Origin of the sequence: Ruegeria meonggei (genome assembly GCF_900172215.1) — a bacterium.
Taxonomy (GTDB): domain Bacteria; phylum Pseudomonadota; class Alphaproteobacteria; order Rhodobacterales; family Rhodobacteraceae; genus Ruegeria; species Ruegeria meonggei.
Window position 1 is genome coordinate 195,172 of the sequence record NZ_FWFP01000008.1, and the last position, 16,989, is coordinate 212,160.

Here is a 16,989-nt window from a genome sequence, read left to right on the forward strand (position 1 = left end):
AACAACATGTCGGTGCATGCCAAATCTGCCTTGTTAGGCCCTAGCTGGTTCAACGATGTTCGGGTCGAAATCGGCGATGGGCGCATTGTCGGCGTGCAAACGGACGTTCGTGCTGCACTTGAAGACACCCAGGTGGGTGTTTTGCTGCCGGCGCTGGGAAACCTGCACAGCCACGCCTTTCAGCGCGCCATGGCTGGCATGACCGAAATGCGCGCGGCAGGGCGCGAGAGCTTTTGGACCTGGCGCAACCTGATGTACCGGTTTCTGGATCGCCTCACGCCCGAGCAGATCGAAGCCATTGCCGCGCTGGTGTTCTTGGAGATGCAGGAGGCCGGTTACGCCGCAGTCGGAGAGTTCCACTATGTCCATCACCAGCCCGGCGGCGCGCCTTACGATCAGCTGTCGGAACTAAGCCAGCGTATCTTTGCGGCGGCGGATCACACCGGTATCGGCCTGACCCATCTGCCAGTGCTTTATACATATGGCAACGTCACACAGGCCCCTCTTACGGGTGGTCAGCTGCGGTTTGGGAATGACGTAGACCGGTTTCTGACTCTGGTCGAAGGATGCCGCGCTGGCCTGCCCCACTCAGATTCTGAAATTGGCATCGCCCCGCATTCGCTACGGGCGGTGTCCCCAGCCGATTTGCGCAGGGTTCTGCAGGCGCAACCTGACGGACCAGTCCACATCCATATCGCCGAACAGCTGAAAGAGATTGACGATGTTCAGGCCACGTTCGGCCAGCGCCCGGTGGCATGGTTACTGGACAACGCCGATGTTGACGCCCGGTGGTGCCTGATCCACGCGACGCACATGACAGATGACGAAACACACGGGCTGGCCCGGTCGGGGGCCGTGGCAGGGCTGTGCCCGATCACCGAGGCCAATCTAGGCGACGGCACCTTCAACGGCGCGCGGTACATCGCCGAAGAGGGGCGGTTTGGCATTGGATCCGACTCTAATGTGCGAATTTCCTTACCCGAGGAGCTGCGCACGCTGGAATACTCGCAACGGCTGCGGGATCATGAGCGTGCGGTCATGGTCAAAGACGAAGGTTCGGTTGGTCATGCACTTTATACAGGGGCCGCGCGGGGCGGCGCGCAGGCCCTTGGTCGCGACTCGGGTGAGATCGCCACAGGAAAACTGGCAGATCTGGTAGCCATTGACCGCTCTCACCCTACGCTTTGCGCGCTGCGCGACGATCAACTGCTGGACGGACTGTGTTTTGCCGCACCTGACGGGTTGGTGACCGATCTGTGGAGTGCCGGACGCCATACGGTGCAACAGGGTCGCCACATCGCGCGGGATCAGATCATCCCAGCATACCGATCCGCGATTGCGGGCCTGCTGGCCTCGGTCTAAGGGTAAAGGCACCATGGCCCAGACCAGCGACACAACCAGTTATAAAGACATCAAACTCACTGTGCTTGAACGTATTCGGTCGGGGCAATGGCAACCGGACTCGCTGCTTCCAAACGAAGAGGCGCTTGCGGTTGAGTTCTCCTGCACCCGCACCACGGTTAATCGTGCGCTGCGGGAACTGGCGGACGAGGGCTATCTGGAACGCCGCCGCAAGGCCGGAACCCGCGTTCTAAGCGCGCCGCAGCGACAAGCGCGGTTCACCATCCCCATGGTCCGGGATGAGGTTGAGGCCCTGGGCGGCACCTATCGCTATGCGTTGGTCTCTGCCGGATCGGAACCCGCGCCCGAGTGGTTGAACGCGCGCCTTGCGTTAAATCCGAACCAAAGCGTGATGCATGTGCGGTGTATGCATTTCAACGGCAATACCCCGTTCCAATACGAGGATCGCTGGATTGTCACCGCCTCGGTCCCGCAAGTGGAACAGGCTGATTTCTCGCAGATCGGACCAAATGAATGGCTGATCCAGACCGTGCCTTTCACCAATGTTGAGCTGAGCTTCATGGCCAGCCGTGCCGATGCGACGCTTGCGGGTTTTTTGGATATGCCCGTTGGTGATCCTGTTTTCACCGGCGAGCGGATCACCTGGTTGCAGGGACAGCCCGTGACCTTTGCCAAGATGTTCTTTGCGGCCGGGTATCGCATGACCACGGAATTCTGACTGGCGGCCTGATTTCTGACCGCGAGGGCTTTACCCTCTTTCCAATCCAAGACAGATTCGCATTGAATCCACCTGGTGCAAAAGGAAGACGACATGGGCAATCCGCTTTATGACCGTTTGTTTGGCATTCACGCGGGCAAGGACACGCCGTTTCTGCATCTGCCCAACGGCCAATCCCTGACCCATGCTGCCTTTCTGGACATGGCTTCGCGGATCGCCAATGCGCTCAACGGGTATGAGCTAGAGCCCGGAGACCGTGTGGCCGTGCAGGTCGAGAAATCGCCCGAGGCGCTGGCGCTGTATGCTGCATGCGCGCAGACCGGACTGATCTTTCTGCCGTTGAACACCGCCTACACCACGACCGAGCTGCGCTATTTCGTTGAAAACAGCGGCGCGGCGCTGGTGGTCTGCGACAGCGCCACAGAAGCAGGGCTGACCCCTATCGCACAGGCAAACAATGCCCGGTTAGAGACGCTGAATGGTGATGGATCGGGCAGCCTGATGCGCCGCGCGCTGGGAATGTTGCCCGCCTTTGCGCCGGTTCAGCGCGGGTCGGGCGATCTGGCCGCGTTCCTCTACACATCGGGCACGACGGGGCGGTCAAAAGGCGCGATGCTGACGCAGAACAACCTGCTGTCGGACGCCGAAACGCTGGTGCAGCAGTGGCGCTTTACACAAGACGACGTGCTGCTGCATGCCTTGCCGATCTTTCACACACACGGTTTGTTTGTGGCAACGAATGTAATTCTGGCCTCGGGCGGATCGATGATCTTCCTGCCGAAGTTCGATCTGGATGACATTCTGCGGTTGATGCCTCAGGCGACATCGATGATGGGGGTTCCGACCTTCTACACCCGCCTGTTGGGCGATGATCGGTTCACTGGCGATCTGGCGCGGCATATGCGGCTGTTTATCTCGGGCTCAGCCCCATTGCCGGCGGAAACCCATGAGCGGTTTGAGACCCGCACCGGCCATCGCATCCTGGAACGCTATGGCATGACCGAGACCAACATGAACACTTCGAACCCCTATGATGGCGAACGCCGCGCCGGGACGGTCGGGTTCCCCTTGCCGGATGTCGAACTAAAAGTCACCGACCCTGACACGGGCGAAACGCTGCCGCAGGGCAAGATCGGCATCATCGAGGTGCGCGGACCCAACGTGTTCGACGGCTATTGGCAAATGCCCGAGAAAACCGCCGCCGAACTGCGCGAGGATGGGTTCTTTATCACCGGCGATCTGGGGCGCGTGGACGCAGATGGCTATGTCCACATCGTCGGGCGCGGCAAGGATCTGATCATCTCGGGCGGCTACAACATCTATCCCAAAGAGATCGAGCTTGTTCTGGACGACCAGCCCGGCGTGTTGGAAAGCGCGGTGATTGGCGTGCCACACCCGGATTACGGTGAGGCGGTTGTGGGCATTCTGGTGGCCGAACCAGGCCAGTCACCCGACCCCGAGGTTATTCTGGCCAACGTGCAAAGCCAATTGGCCCGGTTCAAACATCCACGACAGCTGATCGTGCTGGACACGCTGCCGCGCAATACCATGGGCAAGGTGCAGAAAAACGTGCTGCGAAACAGCTACAAGGACCTGTTTACGCAAAAATAGGCTTTAGCGGCTTCCGTCCCCGTTCGGTCAGCAACCAACACTGGCGGCCCTCAAATACAGCAGTGGCCAGTGGGCGGCCATAACCCGCGCCAGCATCCAGATTGACCCTATTGCAGCAATGCTCTGCCGCGTCGACGGGCGTGTGGCCATGCACGATCAACCAGGGATGCGGGCCGGATTCGATCAAGAACTCTTGCCGGATCCAAACCAGATCGTCCTCGGATTGCTGCGCCAAGGGGATACCGGGCCGAATGCCCGCATGAACGAACAGCAGGTCACCCTCTTGGTGATAGGCAGGCAGCGCATTGATAAAATCCAGATGCGCGGGTGGAACGGCGGCACAAGCCCGTTCGTGGACCTGATAAATGCGGTCGTTATCCGTGACCTCGACGCCGTAAGACGCCAGCGTGTCCCGGCCTCCAAGCCGGGGATTCAGCCAGTTTAGAGTGATCGGCAATTGCTTGTCCGCGATCTCTCGCTCCTGCACGAAGCGAGCCATCATCCGGTCGTGGTTGCCCTTGACCATCACCCAGTTTCGCCCGGCCTGTTGCCCGTCAATCAACAGATCCAGAACGGCGCGGCTGTCGGGGCCGCGATCCACATAGTCACCCAGAAAAACGACGCGCGCATCCGGTCCGCCATCCGCCTCAATCCGGGACAGCGCGTTTTGCAGCATGCCCAGCTGCCCGTGGATGTCACCAACGGCATAGATCGAAGTTGTCAAACCGGAGCCCTTTCAAATTGGTTACAGGTCTTGTGCCTCAATTGGGCCGCCGACAAAAGACAATGCCCGCGCAATTAACAGCGCGGGCATCGAACAGGTCACGATTTCTACGTCTGACTATCAGGCGACGTCGAATTCCAGCGGTTTGATCTGCGTGAACAGGCCAGTCTCGGCCAATTTGGCGCGCGCTTCGGCTGGCACCGGTTCGTCGACATACAGCAGCGCAATCGCTTCGCCGCCCGCTTCGGATCGGCCAAGGGTAAAGTTGGCGATGTTCACATCGCTTTCACCCATGGTCTGGCCCAACGCACCGATGATACCCGGGACATCCTCGTTGGTGGTGTAGAGCATATGCGCGCCGACCTCGGCGTCGATATTGATACCTTTGATCTGGATGAAGCGCGGCTTGCCGTCGCTGAACACCGTGCCACCGATCGAACGCTCGCGCTTTTCGGTCACGACAGTGACCTTGATGTACCCCTCGAAAGCCCCCGATTTATCCTGATTGGTGGTCGAGATCTTGATCCCACGCTCTTTGGCCACAACCGGGGCTGAAACCATATTCACCTCGGGGTTGAACTTTTTCATAATCCCGGCCACGGCCGAACAGTTCAACGCCGCCAGGTTCATCTCGGCCGCGACACCGTCGTAGAGAATGTTGATCGCCTTGATCGGCTCATCCGTCATTTGACCGATGAAGCTGCCCAGATGCCCGGCCAGTTTGATCCACGGCCCCATGACCTTGGCTTCTTCGGCGGTGACGGACGGCATGTTCAGCGCGTTCTCAACCGCCCCGGTCAGCAGGTAGTTCGAGATCTGCTCAGCCACCTGCAGCGCCACGTTTTCCTGCGCCTCTGTGGTTGCCGCACCCAGATGCGGTGTGCAGACCACGTTGGGCAGGTTGAACAGCGCGTTTTCCTTGGCCGGTTCCTCGCTGAACACGTCAAAGGCGGCCCCGGCGACATGGCCGGATTGCAACATCTCGGCCAGCGCCTCTTCGTCGACCAGGCCACCACGGGCACAGTTGACGATACGCACGCCGGGTTTGGTCTTGGCCAGATTCTCACGGTTCAGAACATTGCGGGTCTGATCGGTCAACGGCACATGCAGGGTGATGAAATCGGCGCGCGACAGCAACTCGTCCAGTTCAACCTTTTCCACGCCCATCTTGGCGGCTTTCTCTTCGCCCAAATAGGGATCATAGGCGACGACTTTCATCTTCAGGCCCAAGGCGCGTTCGCAGACGATCCCGCCAATGTTGCCCGCGCCAATGACACCAAGCGTCTTGTTGGTCAGCTCAATCCCCATGAACTTGGACTTTTCCCACTTGCCCGCATGGGTCGAGGTGCTGGCCTCGGGGATTTGCCGCGCCACGGCGAACATCATCGCAATCGCATGCTCGGCCGTGGTGATCATATTGCCAAACGGCGTGTTCATCACGATCACGCCCTTCTTGCTGGCTGCGTCCTTGTCGACATTGTCGGTGCCGATCCCGGCGCGGCCAATGACTTTCAGCTTGTCCGCATGTTCCAGCAACGTGGGCGTGACCTTTGTGGCCGAGCGGATCGCTAGGCCGTCATATTGACCGATCACTTCGGCCAGCTTGTCTTTGTCCTTGCCGAGGTCGGGCATGAAATCCACGTCGATGCCACGGTCACGGAAAATCTGAACAGCAGTTTCGCTGAGCTTGTCGGAAACGAGTACTTTAGGGGCCATATCTCTGGTCCTTGATATTTGGGAATCGTCCGGGCCTGACGCGGCCCAGAATTTTCGACGAAAATTCTTTGTCAGGCCGCAACCGTTTGCGCAGCGATCTCGGCCTCGAAGGCCCAGGCCAGCCAGGGCAGCATCGCCTCGATATCCGAGGTCTCGACCGTGCCACCGCACCAGATGCGCAGACCCGCAGGGGCGTCGCGATAGGCGCCGATATCCAAAGCGATACTCTCAGCCTCAAGTCGTTTCGCCACAGCTTTGGCAAACACCGCCCCATCCTGAATACGCGCATCGGTGAATTTCAGGCACACGGATGTGTTCGACTGCGTCGCGTCATCAGCGGCCAGATTGGCGATCCAGTCATTTTGCGCGCAGAAGCCATGCACCGCACCGGCATTGGCATCCGCACGGGCGATCAGGCCTTGCAACCCGCCAACCGAGCGCGCCCAGTCCAGCGCGAACAGATAGTCCTCAACCGCCAGCATCGACGGCGTGTTGATTGTGGCACCGGTGAAGATGCCGTCAATCAGCTTGCCGCCTTTGGTCAGGCGGAAAATCTTGGGCAGGGGCCATGCGGGCGTATAGCTTTCCAGCCGCTCCACCGCGCGGGGGCTCAGGATCAGCATGCCGTGGGCCGCTTCTCCGCCAAGAACCTTCTGCCAGCTGAATGTGGTCACATCCAGCTTATCCCAGGGCAGGTCCATGGCAAAAGCGGCTGAGGTCGCGTCACAGATTGTCAGGCCCTGACGGTCATCAGCGATCCAATTGCCGTTGGGAACGCGCACGCCCGAGGTGGTGCCGTTCCATGTAAAGACAACGTCATTTGCGAAATCGACAGTCGCCAGATCAACGATCTGGCCATAGTCGGCGGTCTTGATCTCGGCCTCGATTTTCAACTGCTTGACTACATCGGTTACCCAACCCGCGCCAAAGCTCTCCCAGGCCAGCATCTCGACCTTGCGTTCGCCCAAAAGCGACCACAGAGCCATCTCAACTGCGCCGGTATCCGACGCAGGAACGATGCCGATCTTGTAGCCTGCCGGGATGCCCAGCACTTCACGCGTGCCTTCGATGGCCGCCTTCAGCTTGTCCTTGCCAACGGCGGCACGGTGCGAGCGTCCCAGAGCGGCGCCGGCCAGTTTGGTCAGATCAAATGTGGGGGGTTTGGCGCAGGGGCCTGAGGAAAAACGCGGGTTTGCGGGCCGCAGATCAGGTTTGCGCGCGGCGTCGCGCGACGCCGTTTGTTCGATAGTCATGTGTATTATCCTTCCAGATACACGCCCCTCGTTGGGGAGGGGTGTCCCACCGCCACACCTAGAAACCCCGCTGCGGCGCAGCAAGCGAAAAAGACGCCCTGAAAGCGGAAAACGACATCAAACACCGTTCGATTCCGGAACGCGTGTTTCCGATCGGCGAAATCCTGACGGGGTATTAACGCGCAGGCGCGCCCAATCGGACCGTTTCACCGGTCTCAATCGACTGTTGTGCTGCCAGGCCCATTCGCACCGCCCAAAGGCCGTCTTGCAGGGTGACGTCCGGCTGAGGCTTCTCGCCGCGCAGCATCGCAAGGAACCCTTGATGCTGGTAAAACGTGGACCCGTTATGGTCGCCCGCAGCCAACAGGGTAGGGTCGACCGGGATATCCTTGACCACAGGCCCCTTTTGGTCACGTGGGCTGACGATCACTTGCGGGACCGGCGGTTCGCCCAGATGATCGGGCCAGAACCGCCCCGGCCCTGGCACCAGCGCCTCAATCTTGGCCTCAGGTCCGATCACCGAGATTTCCTCCTGATACCGCGATCCTTCGGCGAACATGCACAGTTCCAGCATCGCGCGCGCACCCGAAGCGAATTCGACGATGACATAGCCGTGGTCCAGAATATCCGGCACCTCGCCCGCATAGCTCTCGTCCAGATGATTGACCGCCTGACCGCCGCTCGCGGTCACGCGCACCGGGTCGGATTGCAAGATCAACCGCATCAGGTCAAAGAAGTGACAGCATTTCTCGACAAATGTTCCGCCGGTATTGCGGTTGAAGCGGTTCCAATCGCCAACTTTTTCCAGAAACGGAAAGCGATGTTCGCGGATCGACAGCATTTTGACGCCACCGGTAGCCTGCACCTCGGAAATCAGCGCGGCGATTGGCGGCATATAGCGATACTCCATCGCCACCCAGATCGGCTGGTGATAGCTGTGCTGCAACACCTCAAGCCGCGCGGCATCCCCCGGATCGGTAAAGAGCGGCTTTTCCACCAGCAAGGGCAAGGGGCGCGTCCGAGCGATCTGATCGATCTGATCCACATGCAGATGGTTGGGGCTGGCGATGACCAGACAGTCAAGGTCTTCGACGGCCAGCAGATCCTGCACCGACGCCACCATCGTGGCCTCGGGCGCAATCGCCTGTGCGGCCTGGGCCATTTCGCCATCAGGCTCGAAAATGGCCGAGACACGCGTACCATCCAACAAGGCGATATTGTGCAGGTGTTCCTGCCCCATCATGCCGCATCCGATCAGCCCATAGTGGATGGTCCGGGTCATGCGTGTTTCCTTTTACTTCAGTCGTTGGACGTAAGTGGCCCGATCCGGATCGAACCAGGTTTTTGAAAACTCAACCGGCTCTGGCCGGTCCGACCAGCTGAACCGTTCAATATACCCCGCCATCTGGCCGGCGGGTTTGGTGAAATCAGGCGGTGTCCACTCTGGCAGAGGCCGCACGGTCACCCGATCTTCGGCCCGCGTGATCCAGAACCCTAACTGGTGCTGATAAAAGCGATACAACGAGTCCGACAGCTGCGCCTGATCGATCCATCCGGCTGATTCGTCCAACCAGATTTCCTCGACGGCGATAATTGTGTCATTCAAATAGCGCATACGCCGAACCCTTGACCCCCGCTCCGACGCGCCGAACTGTGGCAGGTTGTCGGGCTTTGTCAGGTGATCGACCGAGAGGATGTCAGCGCGCGGCAGTCCACCGCCTTCGGGCAGTTCCAGCCGGAACATCGCGTAGACGCTGTTCTGTGTCCCGGTTTCGCGGATGTAGTTGCCCGAGCCCTGGACGCGCTGCAGCATGCCCTTTTTCTCAAGCTCAGCGAGCGATTTTCGCAATGTCCCGACCGAGACCTGAAGCTCGGCTGCCATCTCACGCTCGGGTGGCAGACGTTCGCCATCGATCAGACGACCCGCAGCAATATCGCGGATCAGTAGCTCAGCGATCTGGATGTACACCGGCAGGGCGTTGGGGTTTCGGGTGGCTGGGGACACGTGAGGGCGCTTCACTCGGTCGCAGGAAAAATTGATACACTATTGATCTACATCAATGCGGTTGCTACGCAAGAGAAAAAGTAAATCAGCTGCAGAAAGAGAATCATATGACAGTCGTCCCCATCACATCCCCCGATCTGGACGCAGCCGAAGTGTCCTGGTTCGCGGCTCTGTGTTCGGACGATTATCAGTTTCTTGGGGTGCCGGATGGCGATCTGCGCTCCAGCTGGGATCATTGTTCCGGCATTGTCAAAGAGGCCGAAGCGCAAGGGTTCCGCAATATCCTCTGCCCGTCCTCCTATCAGGTCGGGCAGGACACGCTCAGCTTTGTGGCCGGATGCGCGCCGATCACCGACAAGATCAACCTGCTGGCCGCCGTGCGCTGCGGTGAGATGCAGCCGATCATGCTGGCCCGCACCATCGCCACGCTGGACCACATGCTCAAGGGTCGCCTGACGGTGAATATCATTAGCTCGGATTTTCCGGGCGAAAAGGACGACAGCGCGTTCCGCTACCAGCGCTCACGCGAAGTGGTGGAGATCCTGAAACAGGCCTGGACGCAGGATGAGATCAACCATGCAGGTGAGGTCTATAATTTCTCGGGCCTGACCACCGATCCGGCAAAACCCTATCAGACGGGCGGACCACTGCTGTATTTCGGAGGCTATTCCCCGTCTGCGTTGGACCTGTGTGGCGAACATTGTGACGTCTACCTGATGTGGCCGGAAACCAAGGATCAGCTGGCCGGAAGGATGCAGGCCGTCCACGCAGTCGCCGAAAATTACAACCGAACGCTGGACTACGGGTTGCGTGTGCACATGATCGTCCGCGACACCGAGGCCGAAGCGCAGGAATACGCGGATTACATCGTGTCCAAGCTGGATGACGAATACGGTCGCGCCATCCGCGAACGGGCGCTGGATTCCACCTCGCTGGGTGTGGCGCATCAGGCCAAGAACCGCGATCTGGCGGATGAATACGGCTATGTCGAACCGGGTCTTTGGACAGGCGTGGGTCGGGCGCGGTCAGGCTGCGGTGCCGCACTGGTCGGCTCCACCGATCAGGTCATGACCAAGATTGAGGATTATCAAAAGATGGGCATCCGCGCCTTCATCTTCTCGGGCTACCCGCACCTGGACGAAGCCCGCCATTTCGGCGCCCGGGTGATGCCAAACCTGAAAACCTGCTCGCTTCCCGAAGTATACGGGCGCGTGCCCAAAACCACCCCGGCGACACCGCTGGGCAACGGAGAACGCCGCTGATGCAACGTGTGAAACTATCCGACACGCTGGAACTAAGCCGTCTGGTCTATGGCATGTGGCGGCTGGGCGATGACGACAACACCGCGGCACAGCATGTCGAGGCCAAGATTCAGGCCTGTCTGGATCAGGGCATCACTACCTTCGATCAGGCCGATATCTACGGCGATTACGGGGCTGAGGCGGTTCTGGGCAATGCCCTGCGCACGAACCCCGGCCTGCGCCAGAAGATGGAGATCGTCACCAAATGTGACATTGTCGCGCCCTGCGGCCGCTATGCTGATGCCAGGGTCAAATACTATGACACATCGCGCGGGCATATTCTGAAGTCGGTCGAAACTTCGCTGACCGAAATGGCCATCGACCACATCGATCTGCTGCTGATCCACCGCCCTGATCCGTTCATGGATCACCGGGAAACTGGGACCGCCTTGGATGAGATTGTCGCCAGCGGCAAGGTTGGCGCGGTCGGCGTGTCGAACTTCCGCCCGTGGGATTGGGACCTGCTGCAATCGGCGATGAAAACGCCACTGGTCACCAATCAGATCGAAATATCTCTGGGTCAGGTTGCCCCCTTCACCAATGGGGATCTGGCCTTTCACCAGCAGCATGGGCAGCCGGTCATGGCCTGGTCTCCCTTGGGTGGCGGGGTGCTGATGGCTGGTAACCCACCGGTCGGGCTGGTTGCGGATGAGATTGCCGAAGAATTCGGCGTGGACCGCGCCGCAGTCGCAGTGGCCTTTTTGCTGGCTCACCCCTCGGGCATCCTGCCGGTTCTGGGTACAAACAATCTGGACCGCATCAAACGCATCTCAGATGCGCTGAACGTCAAACTGGATCGTGAAGGCTGGTTCCGCCTCTATGAAGCGGCGCTGGGGCACGAGGTTCCATGATGAACGCAATCTCCAAGGACATGGCCCATACATTTGTTCCGCATAAGGAAGATACCCGCACTCTGCGCGATGCCTTTGGCCGCTTTGCCACGGGCGTCACCATCGTCACCTGCAACAGCGATGATGGGCCGATCTGTATCACTGCCAACAGCTTTTCCTCGCTTTCGCTGGACCCGCCACTGATCATGTGGGCCGGCGACCGAACCTCGCGCCGGTTCCCCTATTTCCACAAAGCACGTCATTTCAGCGTCCATGTTCTGTCAGCGGAACAGGCCGAGTTATGCTTTGGATGCTCAAGGAACGCCCATGCGCTGCGGGACATCGACCACATGCGGTGCGAAAACGGCACCCCGTTGTTGCCGGACTGTCTGGCGCGGTTTGAATGCGAGCAGCATGCGTATCACGACGCAGGCGATCACGTTATTGTTGTTGGAAAAGTTCTCAAGGTCAGCATGGCGGACGGAGACGCACTGACCTTTTACGCCGGGAAATTCGGCCAATTCGCGCATCAATAAGCGCGATATGACGACTGCGGGGCAAACCCGCAGCTGAAATAGGGAGAATCCGCATGGGCGGACTGGCATCGGTGCTCGCGCCGATTGCATTCGTGAACGAAACCGCGCTGCGTCTGGGCCGCGCGGTTGGTATCGTTGCGATTGCATTCATGGTGATCGCAATCCTGATTCAGGTGTTCTTTCGATACGTCTTGGGCAATGCCCTGCCCTGGCCGGATGAAGCTGCCCGCTTCTGCATGCTGTGGATGACCGGCCTGATGGCACCCACCGCGTTTCGGCGCGGCGGCTTTGTCGCCATCGATATGGTCCCCATGATGTTGCCGCGCGCGATCGGCCAAATGCTGAACATCCTTCTGATGCTGGTATCCCTTGCGGTGCTGCTGGTCGCGGTTCGGATTGGCTGGTCCGAGGTGACCGGCTTTGGCGGCAAATTCGCCACTGCAGCTTTGTATCTGCCCACATCCCTCGGGTTTGATGAATGGTACCGCATTCCCCGCAGTTGGATGATGGCCTCGCTGTTGGTTGGGGTGGTCCTGCTGGTCTCGGTCAACATCGAGCTGATCCTGCGCGCCATCGTCAAAATGCTGGGCGGCGGTGATCTGTTGCCGGAAATCGCTGATGCACCCGTGGGGGCTGAATAGATGCTGATATGGTTCCTGCCGACTTTTCTGGTCTTCCTGCTGATCGGTCTGCCGGTCTTTTTCGCGCTGCTTGCAGCGCCGGGCATCCTGCTGTGGCTGAACGGTCAAACCAACGACATCACGCTGCTGTACCGCAATGTCTATAACGGCATGGACAGCTTTCCGCTGATGGCGATTCCCTTCTTTATGCTGGCCGGAGAGCTGATGAATCGCGGCGGCATCACCATCCGTCTGGTCGAATTCGCCCAGGCCCTGATGGGGCATCTGCGGGGCGGTCTGGCGCATGTGAATGTCCTCAGCTCGATCCTGTTTGCAGGGCTTTCGGGTTCAGCAGTGGCAGACACTTCGGCGTTAGGATCGATGCTGATCCCGGCGATGGAGAAACAGGGCTATACACGCAAATTCGCCGCCGCGATCACGGCGGCCAGTTCCGTCATTGGCCCGATCATTCCGCCCTCGGGCATCATGATCATCTATGCCTATGTGATGGGTGAAAGCGTGGCGGCACTGTTTTTGGCCGGTATCGTGCCCGGTGTCATGGTTGGCGTCGGCCTGATGCTGATGATCAAGTTCATGGCGGACAAGTATGATTTCCCGGTCGCCAGTCGCAAATACACTTGGGGCGAACGCGGGCAAGCCAGCCTCAAGGCGTTCTTCCCTTTGCTGACACCGGTGATCATTCTGGGTGGTATTCTGGGCGGTATCTTCACCCCAACCGAGGCCGCCGCCGTGGCCGTCGGTTATGCGTTCCTGATCGGCTTCTTTGTGCTGCGCACGCTGACCCTGAAAGAAGTGCCCGAGATCCTCAGCAATGCGGGCCTGACTTCAGCGGTTGTATTGCTGCTGGTGGGTGCGGCGATGGCGTTCAAAACCGTGGTCAGCCTCAGCCATGCGCCGGAACAACTGGCGCAACTGATCCTCAGCCTGTCGAACAACCCGCTGATCCTATTGTTTCTGATCAACCTGCTTTTGTTCATTGTCGGCATGTTTCTGGATGCAGGTCCCGCGATCATCATCCTGGGTCCGATCCTGGCCCCGATCTTTACCAGCCTCGGCGTTGACCCGATCCATTTCGCCATCATCATGAGCGTCAACCTGACCGTCGGTCTGGCGACGCCACCAATGGGCTTGGTGCTGTTCGTGGCCGCCGCCGTGTCGCGCGAACGGGTTGAGACCATCGCGAAAGCCATCCTGCCATTCCTGGCAGTCGAAATCATAGTGATCTTCCTGATCACCTATGTCCCCGCACTATCCATGACGATCCCACGCATAACGGGATTTGCAAACTGAGTACTACAGGGAGGAAACGCATGCTCAGAAGTTTCATCAAGACGGCAGCCGTGGCGACGTCACTGGTCGCTGCATCCGCCATCGCGGCAACAGCGGCCGACTACACGCTGCGCGCCACGGCGAACTCGAACGAAAACGATGAAGACTATGACGGTTTGATCGTTTTCAAGAACTATGTCGAGGCCGCCTCAAACGGCGCGATCGAGGTCGAACTGTTCATCGGCACGCAGCTGTGTTCGAACGGCGCAGAATGCCTGCAGGGCGTGGCCGACGGCACCATCGATATCTATATTTCGACCTCGGGCGGGGCCTCGGGCATCTTTCCCTATGTTCAGGTGTTGGACCTACCCTATCTGATGGCCGATGACCGCATTGCCGAGCATGTTCTGTCAGGCGATTTCACCCGCACGATGCGCGACATGGCGCTGGAGGATTCCGGAGGTGCGATCCGCCTGATGACCATCGGCAATACCGGTGGCTGGCGCAACTTTGCCAACACCCAGCGTCGCGTCGCTGAACCTGCTGATATGGAAGGGTTGAAAATCCGCACAGTAGTGGCCGACCTGCCGCAAGAGCTGGTCAAGGCTCTGGGTGCGTCCCCCACCCCGATCCCATGGCCGGAACTGTTCACCAGCTTCCAGACCGGCGTTGTCGAGGGATCCAAGAACGGCATCACCGACATCATGGGCATGAAATTCCCCGATGCAGGCCTGCAATATGTCACGCTGGACGGCCACGCCTATATGGGCGCGCTGTGGTGGATGAACAACGCCAAGTTCCAGGAGATGCCCGAAGACATGCGCCGCGTGGTGGTCGATGGGTTCTATGCGCTGCAGCAGGCCACGTTCGCGTCGCCCAAGCGCAAGTCGATCCAGGCCTATGAGGATTTCGTTGCCGGTGGCGGCGACCTCTATGTGCCGACGCCTGATCAGAAAGCCGCGTTCAAAGAGGCCGCGACCCCGGTCTATGCGTGGTTCCAGTCCAACGTGGCACGCGGGGACGAAGTGTTCACCGCCCTGACCGATGCTGTCGCTGCGGCTGAGGCTGACGTGAACGCATCCCGCGATGCAGACCTGAACTAAGCCATGGTGCCGGGCTTTCGGGCCCGGCGCTTACCGAAACGGGTACATCCACCCTTTGTAGTCGTTGACCAGAACATGCGCTTTTTCGATCTGCTCCGGCGACATTTTCTTGACCACTTCCTCAAGGCTGATCGCCGCATCGGGATCGCCACCAATGGCGCTGAGCGTGTACCACATGTAAGCCCGCACCAAATCAGGCGCGGGCATTCCCAGACCCAGCTCATAATACCAGCCGATCCCCGATTGTGCCCCCGGATGCCCCTTCATCGAGGCGCGCAGATACCACTCAAACGCCCGCTCGTAATCCTGCTCGACCCCAAGGCCCAACCCGTACATCACCCCGATCAATTCCTCAGCCTCGGCATTGCCCGACCGCGCGGCAGGCATCAGTTCCTCGCGCGCAGCCTGAAACGCACCGGCTTCCATCAGATCGCGCGCCTGTTCCAGTTCGGCCAGCGCCGGGGACGCAAACAGGCAAAGGGCAAATACAAACTGGCGCATGGGGTTGCTTTCCTCTGGGCCGGGGTGGCTGCGGCGCAAGAAATGCCGCGCCCGCTGAGTGATGATGACTTTCTATCCTTTGATATGGAACAGGCCGCCATCGGTCATCAACTGTTTTACGATCCCATCCTGTCGGGCAACCGCAATATATCTTGTGCCCATTGCCACCATCCGGATTTCGGCACCTCCGACGGGTTGTCGCTGGGCATCGGCGAAGGTGGGCAGGGGCTGGGCCCCGACCGCACCCCCGGCACCGGAGCTGACCGGATCCGAAAACGCATTCCGCGCAATTCACCGGGGCTGTGGAACCTCGGGGCCAAAGACATTCATACCCTGTTCCACGACGGTCGCCTGAGTATCTCGGATGTCTACGGCAACGGCTTCAACTCCCCGGCGCAGGAATGGCTGCCTGAGGGGCTGAATTCCCTGCTTGCGGCGCAGGCGCTGTTCCCGCTGACATCGCAGTTCGAAATGGCGGGGAATGTGGCTGAAAATCAGGTCACCGGCGCGGTGCATGACCGGATCGACAAAGGCTGGCCGATCCTTGCCAAACGGGTGCGCACTGATCCGCGTTACGGCCCGGCCATGGTTGCGGCCTTTGACGAGGTCAAGACCACTAAAGACATCACCATCACGCAGATCGCCAATGCACTTGCGGCTTTCATGGCCACTGAATGGCGCAGCACAGACAGCCCGTTCGATCAGTATCTGGCCGGAGACAGCGACGCCCTGTCACCTGCCCAGCAGAACGGCATGGGCCTGTTCTACGGCAAGGCCCAATGCTCCACCTGCCATGCCGGGTCCTTGCTGTCAGATCAAAAGTTCCATGCGCTGGCCTTGCCCCCGTTCGGGCCGGGCCGGACTCGCCGATGGGACCCCTATGTCCGGGATGTCGGACGCATGGGTGAAAGTGATCGTCTTGAGGACGCCTATCGTTTTCGCACCCCAATGCTGCGCAATGTGGCGCTGACCGCGCCTTATGGGCATAACGGCGCTTTTCCCGACCTTGAGAGCATGATCCGCCACCATCTAGATCCAGCAGACAGCCTGTCGCAGTGGACGTGGGACAAGGCCGCCTTGCCAAAGATTCCTTGGCTCCAAAAGGCAGATTTTGTCGCCTGGGATGATCGGCTGGAGATGGCGCGTCAGCGCAACAAGATCGACATCACCCCGGTCGTGCTGTCGGATACTGAATTGGACAGTCTTGTCACCTTTATGCACGCGCTAACCGGGACCAGTCTGGACACGCCGCTTTTCGGCGTGCCCGAGGGGTTTGAGCCCTGATTTCAACCTTACTCTGCTGCGTCTTGGTATTCTGACATTGGAGGGCATGTGCAGATTAGGTTTCTGTCACCGTATGCGTTGTCGACGCGGTTTACGGGGGACCAGTATTTGTCGACGCCCATCGAGCCCGGGGGG

General features: G+C 59.6%; 16 protein-coding genes. 10 read left to right on the plus strand and 6 right to left on the minus strand.

Features of this window, described 5'->3' with window-relative positions:
• Positions 1-6 precede the first annotated feature (6 nt).
• The 3 genes from RUM8411_RS14735 (at position 7) to RUM8411_RS14745 (ending at position 3,691) form a co-directional block, all read left to right on the plus strand.
• Entirely contained in the window at positions 7-1,362 is a 1,356-nt protein-coding gene (locus RUM8411_RS14735) for a formimidoylglutamate deiminase (protein WP_085823462.1), read from the plus strand.
• Positions 1,363-1,375: 13 nt separating this feature from the next.
• Positions 1,376-2,080, plus strand: coding sequence for a histidine utilization transcriptional repressor HutC (gene hutC, locus RUM8411_RS14740; RefSeq protein WP_085823463.1), 705 nt, complete (start codon positions 1,376-1,378; stop codon positions 2,078-2,080).
• 93 nt (positions 2,081-2,173) lie between these two features.
• Complete coding sequence (locus tag RUM8411_RS14745) at positions 2,174-3,691, plus strand: malonate--CoA ligase (protein ID WP_085823464.1); 1,518 nt, start codon at positions 2,174-2,176, stop codon at positions 3,689-3,691.
• Here RUM8411_RS14745 and RUM8411_RS14750 read toward each other — a convergent pair.
• From RUM8411_RS14750 to RUM8411_RS14770, 5 genes are all read right to left on the minus strand, one after another.
• Positions 3,678-4,415 (minus strand): metallophosphoesterase family protein, encoded by a 738-nt coding sequence (locus RUM8411_RS14750; RefSeq protein WP_085823465.1) that lies wholly within the window; start codon positions 4,413-4,415, stop codon positions 3,678-3,680. The genes RUM8411_RS14745 and RUM8411_RS14750 overlap by 14 nt on opposite strands.
• 120 nt (positions 4,416-4,535) lie before the next feature.
• Entirely contained in the window at positions 4,536-6,131 is a 1,596-nt protein-coding gene (gene serA, locus RUM8411_RS14755) for a phosphoglycerate dehydrogenase (RefSeq protein WP_085823466.1), read from the minus strand.
• Positions 6,132-6,202: 71 nt separating this feature from the next.
• Positions 6,203-7,384, minus strand: a complete 1,182-nt coding sequence (locus tag RUM8411_RS14760; RefSeq protein ID WP_085823467.1) for a phosphoserine transaminase — start codon at positions 7,382-7,384, stop codon at positions 6,203-6,205.
• 175 nt (positions 7,385-7,559) lie between these two features.
• Positions 7,560-8,666, minus strand: coding sequence for a Gfo/Idh/MocA family protein (locus RUM8411_RS14765; protein ID WP_085823468.1), 1,107 nt, complete (start codon positions 8,664-8,666; stop codon positions 7,560-7,562).
• Positions 8,667-8,678: 12 nt separating this feature from the next.
• Positions 8,679-9,389: a GntR family transcriptional regulator gene (locus tag RUM8411_RS14770; RefSeq protein ID WP_085823469.1), complete on the minus strand. Its 711-nt coding sequence runs from the start codon at positions 9,387-9,389 to the stop codon at positions 8,679-8,681.
• A 107-nt stretch (positions 9,390-9,496) separates the two neighbouring features.
• Here RUM8411_RS14770 and RUM8411_RS14775 point away from each other — a divergent pair, with 107 nt between their 5' ends.
• From RUM8411_RS14775 to RUM8411_RS14800, 6 genes are read left to right on the plus strand one after another with little or no spacing between them, the layout of a single operon-like run.
• Positions 9,497-10,651: an LLM class flavin-dependent oxidoreductase gene (locus RUM8411_RS14775; protein WP_085823470.1), complete on the plus strand. Its 1,155-nt coding sequence runs from the start codon at positions 9,497-9,499 to the stop codon at positions 10,649-10,651.
• Entirely contained in the window at positions 10,651-11,541 is an 891-nt protein-coding gene (locus tag RUM8411_RS14780) for an aldo/keto reductase (RefSeq protein WP_085823471.1), read from the plus strand. The genes RUM8411_RS14775 and RUM8411_RS14780 overlap by 1 nt, the downstream gene beginning before the upstream one ends.
• Complete coding sequence (locus tag RUM8411_RS14785) at positions 11,541-12,056, plus strand: flavin reductase family protein (RefSeq protein WP_085823498.1); 516 nt, start codon at positions 11,541-11,543, stop codon at positions 12,054-12,056. Before RUM8411_RS14780 ends, RUM8411_RS14785 begins: the two co-directional genes overlap by 1 nt.
• 53 nt (positions 12,057-12,109) lie before the next feature.
• Positions 12,110-12,697 (plus strand): TRAP transporter small permease, encoded by a 588-nt coding sequence (locus tag RUM8411_RS14790; RefSeq protein WP_085823472.1) that lies wholly within the window; start codon positions 12,110-12,112, stop codon positions 12,695-12,697.
• On the plus strand, positions 12,698-13,987 hold the full coding sequence (locus RUM8411_RS14795) for a TRAP transporter large permease (protein ID WP_085823473.1): 1,290 nt from the start codon (positions 12,698-12,700) through the stop codon (positions 13,985-13,987).
• Positions 13,988-14,007: 20 nt separating this feature from the next.
• Entirely contained in the window at positions 14,008-15,069 is a 1,062-nt protein-coding gene (locus tag RUM8411_RS14800; RefSeq protein ID WP_085823474.1) for a TRAP transporter substrate-binding protein, read from the plus strand.
• Positions 15,070-15,099: 30 nt separating this feature from the next.
• Here RUM8411_RS14800 and RUM8411_RS14805 read toward each other — a convergent pair whose 3' ends face one another.
• Positions 15,100-15,570: a tetratricopeptide repeat protein gene (locus tag RUM8411_RS14805; RefSeq protein WP_085823475.1), complete on the minus strand. Its 471-nt coding sequence runs from the start codon at positions 15,568-15,570 to the stop codon at positions 15,100-15,102.
• Positions 15,571-15,612: 42 nt separating this feature from the next.
• Between RUM8411_RS14805 and RUM8411_RS14810 the strand changes: the two genes are divergently transcribed.
• Positions 15,613-16,854: a cytochrome-c peroxidase gene (locus RUM8411_RS14810; RefSeq protein ID WP_085823476.1), complete on the plus strand. Its 1,242-nt coding sequence runs from the start codon at positions 15,613-15,615 to the stop codon at positions 16,852-16,854.
• The last annotated feature ends 135 nt before the right edge of the window (positions 16,855-16,989 follow it).

Bases quoted from the DNA above. Each gene is read 5' to 3' on its own strand.
- RUM8411_RS14800 (WP_085823474.1), top strand. From the start codon at position 14,008: ATGCTCAGAAGTTTCATCAAGACGGCAGCCGTGGCGACGTCACTGGTC.
- RUM8411_RS14785 (WP_085823498.1), top strand. From the start codon at position 11,541: ATGAACGCAATCTCCAAGGACATGGCCCATACATTTGTTCCGCATAAG.
- RUM8411_RS14735 (WP_085823462.1), top strand. From the start codon at position 7: ATGTCGGTGCATGCCAAATCTGCCTTGTTAGGCCCTAGCTGGTTCAAC.
- RUM8411_RS14790 (WP_085823472.1), top strand. From the start codon at position 12,110: ATGGGCGGACTGGCATCGGTGCTCGCGCCGATTGCATTCGTGAACGAA.
- RUM8411_RS14775 (WP_085823470.1), top strand. From the start codon at position 9,497: ATGACAGTCGTCCCCATCACATCCCCCGATCTGGACGCAGCCGAAGTG.
- RUM8411_RS14745 (WP_085823464.1), top strand. From the start codon at position 2,174: ATGGGCAATCCGCTTTATGACCGTTTGTTTGGCATTCACGCGGGCAAG.
- RUM8411_RS14765 (WP_085823468.1), bottom strand. From the start codon at position 8,666: ATGACCCGGACCATCCACTATGGGCTGATCGGATGCGGCATGATGGGG.
- RUM8411_RS14760 (WP_085823467.1), bottom strand. From the start codon at position 7,384: ATGACTATCGAACAAACGGCGTCGCGCGACGCCGCGCGCAAACCTGAT.
- RUM8411_RS14795 (WP_085823473.1), top strand. From the start codon at position 12,698: ATGCTGATATGGTTCCTGCCGACTTTTCTGGTCTTCCTGCTGATCGGT.
- RUM8411_RS14780 (WP_085823471.1), top strand. From the start codon at position 10,651: ATGCAACGTGTGAAACTATCCGACACGCTGGAACTAAGCCGTCTGGTC.
- serA (WP_085823466.1), bottom strand. From the start codon at position 6,131: ATGGCCCCTAAAGTACTCGTTTCCGACAAGCTCAGCGAAACTGCTGTT.
- hutC (WP_085823463.1), top strand. From the start codon at position 1,376: ATGGCCCAGACCAGCGACACAACCAGTTATAAAGACATCAAACTCACT.
- RUM8411_RS14810 (WP_085823476.1), top strand. From the start codon at position 15,613: ATGCCGCGCCCGCTGAGTGATGATGACTTTCTATCCTTTGATATGGAA.
- RUM8411_RS14805 (WP_085823475.1), bottom strand. From the start codon at position 15,570: ATGCGCCAGTTTGTATTTGCCCTTTGCCTGTTTGCGTCCCCGGCGCTG.